General features: G+C 33.8%; 3 protein-coding genes. All 3 read right to left on the bottom strand.

Going from position 1 to position 6,186, the window contains the following annotated elements; translation table 11 throughout:
• Window positions 1–348 (bottom strand): hypothetical protein (locus AB1422_13195; GenBank protein MEW6620266.1); only part of this gene is annotated, 348 nt, incomplete at its 3' end.
• A 604-nt stretch (window positions 349–952) separates the two neighbouring features.
• Window positions 953–3,388, bottom strand: a complete 2,436-nt coding sequence (locus AB1422_13190; GenBank protein ID MEW6620265.1) for a DUF2723 domain-containing protein — start codon at window positions 3,386–3,388, stop codon at window positions 953–955.
• 682 nt (window positions 3,389–4,070) lie between these two features.
• On the bottom strand, window positions 4,071–6,186 hold a 2,116-nt coding region (locus AB1422_13185), incomplete at its 5' end, for a diguanylate cyclase (protein MEW6620264.1).

Genomic DNA, 6,186 nt, shown 5'->3' with positions numbered 1-6,186 from the left:
CACCCAGCATGTGCCATCTGCCGGATTTACTGAAACTGCCCTTAGTATAGAAAATCCACCCACTCTCACCATCTCACTACCATTTGGTGATAATTTCACTACTTGATCGTGACCACTATCAGCCACCCAGCATGTGCCATCTGCGGGATTTACTGAAATTGAATCAGGAAGTTGAAATCCACCCACTCGAACTGTTTCACTCCCCTTTGGTGATAATTTCACTACTTCACCGCGATACCAGTCAATTACCCAACAGACACCTGACTCTGATGCAAAACTATTGTTTACTCCACAAACTAATCCTCCTACTATTAAACCCACAATTAACACATTTTTAAAATTCATCATTGTTCTTTCCTCCTTTCAGAAATTAGGGAATAAAAGTAACACAACCTTCCACGGTTGTGAGAGCATAGTGGTTATTGGCAAGCAAGGATGCTTGCCTTACTTTTTTTATCCTGATAATCTGCGTTCATCCCTTTGTATAGTTAGTTTTTTCGCCATATAGAAATTGCAGCTACAAATATAAGGGATATATATCCTTTTCACCATTGCGTTCAGAATAAATATTACGAGTAAAAATATCGACTTTTTATATTCTGGACTTTCGTAAATTTTATGCTACTATTGAGGTTATCTAAAGTTCTCTTTATCCTTATCAATCTGTTTATTTTGCTCAAAGATGGTAAAATTAGGCTCAAAAGCCTGATGATTTTTTTGCAACTTGTCCTTTGAAGTTGAGTTGATAAAAAATGCTTCACCTATTTTCTTCCCTTTGTGTCCTTTGCGTTACTACTTTGTGCCCTTTGTGGTTTATCCTTTTTTTTAACCGCAAAGAACGCAAAGAAATCAACCGCAAAGAACGCAAAGATTAAAGGAGGAAAGAATCATAGAGAATTCACGAAACTCCAGATATTATACCCTCATTACTAATTAATGTCAAGAAAAAAGTTTAATTTTTTTTTATTTTTTTTATTATTTCAAGCATTTGTTCTGCATAACTATTATCTGGGTCAAGTTTTAATAAATAATTAAATACCACTACTGCATGCTTATACATCCTTTTTATATAATAAATACTACCTAAGTCTTCATATGCTTCAATATTGTTTGGAGCAATTCTTATGATTTCTTTACATTCTTCAATAACTTTATCTAACATCCCATCTTTATAATAGACACGAGCTAATGCATTGTGCATCTCTATATCTTGTGTATCTATTTCAACTACCTTTTTATAATTATTAATTGCCTCCTTAATATTACCAAGTTTTTCATAGATATTTCCTATACTTTTATATGCATTTATATATTTAGGGTCTAACTTTAAGGCTTTTTGAAATGTTTTTATTGCTAAATCATATCTTTTTTGATTGAAATATACCAAACCTAAATTATAATAATATTCAATACCTTCAGGTATCAGGTTTATTGCCATTTTGAATGCTGCCTCTGCATCTATATATTTCTTAACTCGGAAGTATTCACGCCCTCTATCGTTGTAGTCAATCGCATATCGTCGAATAGCAACCTTTGCCCAAAAGTCTTTATAGCTTTCTTTATCAAATATCCCTCTATAAATGTAATCAGGATTTTTTAATGTATTTATAACCTCTGTCTTTTCCTTTAAACATTTAGAAAGAATCCCTTCATCAATTGAGTATCCTTTTTCTATACCTACATTCGTAATAAGTGCATCTCTAAAGACAAAATATATAGAAAAGGAGTCAATATTGTCATTAAGAATCCTTTTAAATATGGGTTGATAATGGGAATATAAACCTTTTACTGGTTCCTCATTTAGTTCTATCTTTAACCAAGGATACCTATTTTTAATGTTTGATATATACCAGGCTTCATTCAGGTTATATACCCTAACAATAGCTACATCTTCTCTTGCCTTCTCAATATATCTATGATACCAGGTAGTGAGTATATCCGGTTCAGCTTGAACAATTAAGATTGCTTTATCCGGTAATTGCATTAGGATATTTCGACCAAAGTCATAAGCAAAGTAATATTTTGATTTATTGTTTTGATAATAATTCTGGCTATATGCAATAATTGGAGAAAATAATAATAAAGTACAAAGAATATAACTTCCTCCTATCTTAATAAAAGAAGATTTGAACCTTACAACCTTTACAAGATTGATTATCCCCTTTATTCCACATCCAATAAATACACCCCAGACTACAAATGATGGTATGTAATAAACCTCTATATCTATGATTTGATAATTTATTGAGTAAAGTACATCAGCTATGAAAATTAGCACTAATAACACTAATAATTTAAAATTATTTTTAAAGAGTATCCAGAGTCCAATTATACCAATCCACCATATATATCCCGTAAATTGTTTAATAAATAAATTAAAATATTCCTTTATCCTGGCAATATTTACTAAGTGAAATACCCACTGTTTTATCTCTTTAAACTCATTAACCGTAAGAAGTGTCATCCTGTCCTGAAATTCTTTTCCTGTAACATGATCTATAAGACTCAATAATGTACTCGTATCTCTCCAAACTGGTTCTGCTTCCATACTTGCCCTAATTGGCAAATATAGATAAGGAAGAAGCCCTATTAGAAAAAGAAGTATTAATAATCCAAGTCTTTTATACTCAAGAAATATCTTTTTATCTGTTATTAATATCCAAAATATTGCTGATGGGATTATAAATATAGTTGATAACTGATGAGTAAAACTTAACCCACAAACAAATGCAAATAAATAAAGTGGTAAATTAACATTTGAATTTATTTGAGAGTTATAATTTATTATCCGCTCACGCCAGATTACAAGTAGTAATACCATTGATAATAGAAATAGAGCATTAAGGGTATATACCTCTGTTACTACTGCTTGAGACCAGAAGGTAGAGGATACTGCTAATAATAAAGCCGCAACAACTGGAGGAGTGTATTGAACCACCAAAGAATCTTTTCTATCTTGTTTATAAGGTCTAAAACTCTGGAGTTTTAAAAGTAAAAGATAGAGGGTCATACAAGCTAATGCTGCTACAACAGCAGAGATTAGATTTACTCGCCAAGCTATATTACCTAAAGGAAGATATGTAACTAAATGTCCTATCATTAAATAAGTAGGGTAACCTGTTGGTTGAGTAATTCCTAATGTATAGGCACAGGTAATAAAATTACCACTATCTCCAAATGGCAAGGTAGGAGTTAATGTTTTCAGATATACCTCAAAGGAGAGTAAAAACACTAAGAATCCCACTCCATAATCAACTACAGTAAATACTCTTGGAGTAATCAGTTCATCTTTTGGTATAAGAAACTTTGGTATCCTAAAAGAAACCTTCCATTTCCCCTTTTTCTGCCCTCTGTAATCTGTCTTTTGTTTTCGGTCTTTTTTACCCATCTTACCACCTCATCACTCATCAATTATACTTTACTTTTTCCTCTCTGTCAAGATCAAGATCTTATGGGGGCATATGTAAAATTTGTGGGTAACTTTTACGCTACCTTCAATTTCTGTTCCCAGTATAAATCCCATTTATTGTTTAGATAGCAAATCCTTAATTGTAGAATTCCTTGAGCTCCTTGCTTTGACCATTTCATCCCTGATTATTTTAAACGAGAACCAACTACATGCTTACAAACCCCTTCTATTGCACCACTACCTTTGCAACATATCTCGAACCATTAACTCTGTCTCAGCCAACTTTAACTCCTTATTCTTTGCCTTTCTCATTCCTATATCTACCACCCTTTTTTCATAATCGTCTCATACATTCATTCTCCACTTTCATCTTTTTGCTCCCTCCTATTTTAAAATAAGGTGAATTATGCAATCTCCCACCCTATTTCTTTATATCGGCAAAAAGATGAATATTCCTCAATATTTTTTACCCATAAATTTTACACGCACCCCATCTACTACCTACTCCCTAACCCCCGCCAGCGGGGGACAACCCGCTTCTGACCTCTGTCTTCTGTCCTTTGTCCTCTGCCTTCTGCCCTCTGACCTCTGTATTTATCCGTGCTAATCCGTGTTAATCAGTGGCTGAATAGTTACCTTCGGTCTTCTGTCCTCTGAATATTCAGGCTACTTCTTTGTAGACTTGAACCTGATTTCCTCCTTGCTTTTTTGCCTTTTGCATTATATTTTCCATTTTAACAATTAATTCATCCTCTTTAGTTCCATCCTCCGGGCAGGTAATGACGCCAATACTTACCGTTACAGGTAAAGCGGCACTGCCGATAGGAAACTTATGCGAACTGATAAGGTTACACAATCGTTTTGCGACCATCTCTGCCTTTTCTTTATCTGTATTAGTCAATATCAGAACAATTTCATCGCCGCCATAGCGGACGGCTATATCTATTTTTCGTGCATCTGTTTTGACAATATTGGAAATCTCAACCAGTATTCGATTTCCAACCTGATGCCCATAGATAGTATTCATAGATTTAAAGTGGTCAATATCAAGCATTAATAACGAAAGTGGGAGACTATGCCTTTGTGCTCGCAAAATCTCCTCACTGATGCGGTCTTGGAAATAACTGTAATTATAGAGATTGGTCAAACCATCGATTATTGACAAATAAGAGATTTTCTCATACAACTGGGCATTAGAAATAGAGATAGCCATCACATTAGCCGCAATCAGAAGGATAACATATTTAGTTAGATTTATAGTTATACCTTGCTCTAATTTTTTTATCTCAAGTAACGCAATTGTTTCATTTTGCTTTTTTAACGGGACACAAAGAAGTATGTTAGTCCCTTCACTATTAGTAATATCTTCTTTCTGAATATCCATTGCCATGAAAGAGTCACCACTTTTTATGACCTCATTGAGGATTTCCTTATCTCTGTCTTCAATTGTCTCATCACAGTTGTTGAAGATAAGTGTTTTTAACCCATCTCCTTTTTCCTTATCTATGAGTATGAGTCTGTAACTTTTTGCTCCAACAAAGTTACAGAGCATTTTCTTTTCAATTGCCAATAAGACATCTTCTAATTTATGGGATATGGCTAACTCAGAACTAAAATCAAATAAGGTTGATAATTGCATCATCTTTTCTCGCAGGGCTTCTTCGTCTTTTTTCATTAATTCCCTCTGTTCTGCGGCAACTTTATGAGATTTAACATTTTCAATGGCTATGGCGACCAATTTAACAAGTTTTTGTAGTTCGTTTAATCCTTCATCAGTAATATAAATTGGTGAGTCATCATCTACATTATCGATATGAATCGCTCCAAAGCACTTTTCATTACCCATCAATGGTAGAGTAATCATTGTTTTAATTTTATACCGTTCAGCAAAATCCTCAGCAGGGCCTCTAAACTTACTTGGGTTAGGGTCTGTAATCATCACCGGCTTATTGTCTCTCACGAGCCAATCATATAAGGGTTCTTCTTTTTTTATCATAAACCATTTTAGTTCTCCAACAGGTATGCGGTTAGAGGTGCGACCGAGTAAATCGCCACTATGCTCATCAATAAGCATAACCGTACAGCGCTCCATATTAGCAATGATAGGAAATCGTTCAACAACAAATCGCATGATATTTTCCAGGTCTATTAAAGAAGAGAATAATTTACTTGTCGTTCCATAAAATACTGACATTTTATTCATTTCTTCACGAAGTTTGTCAACTATTTTGTCTTTTTCAACGCTTTGTTCGGCTAATTTCCTTGTGTAACGAGATAAAATAGAGCCCAAAATAACTATTGCCCAGAATAATGGCAGTCTTGTTGCAAATAAATATTGATAGGTTCGCACATCAATATTTTCTATATCAAAAAGTATATTAAAAAGATATGCGGTACTTACTAATATACCGAAAAAGACACAAGATTGAGTATCAAGAGCAAATGAGGCTAAGATTAAAGGCATAAGATACAACAAATAGAAATTACTTTGAATCCCACCTGTGAAATTTACAAGAAACCCAATTAATCCCACATCTAATCCGGCGATAATATGTATTAGATAAGGGAAATCTTCTTTATTCCTCAACAATAACTCGTATATCAGGCTAAGAAAAAGCCCTATTCCCACAATGATATAAACTACATTTTGGTTAATCTCCTCTACATGAGGTAATTGAATGACCAAAATGATGAAGATACTGACGATTAGTCGTATTAGAAAGGTAACCCGAACTAATTTATCTATCTTTTTCACCATAATTTTTGCCTCCTTATTT

It is taken from the genome of bacterium, from assembly GCA_040757115.1.
Lineage (GTDB): Bacteria > UBA9089 > CG2-30-40-21 > CG2-30-40-21 > SBAY01 > JBFLXS01.
The sequence above is the reverse complement of the archived record's forward strand: the minus strand, read 5'-3'. Positions and strand labels throughout refer to the sequence as shown.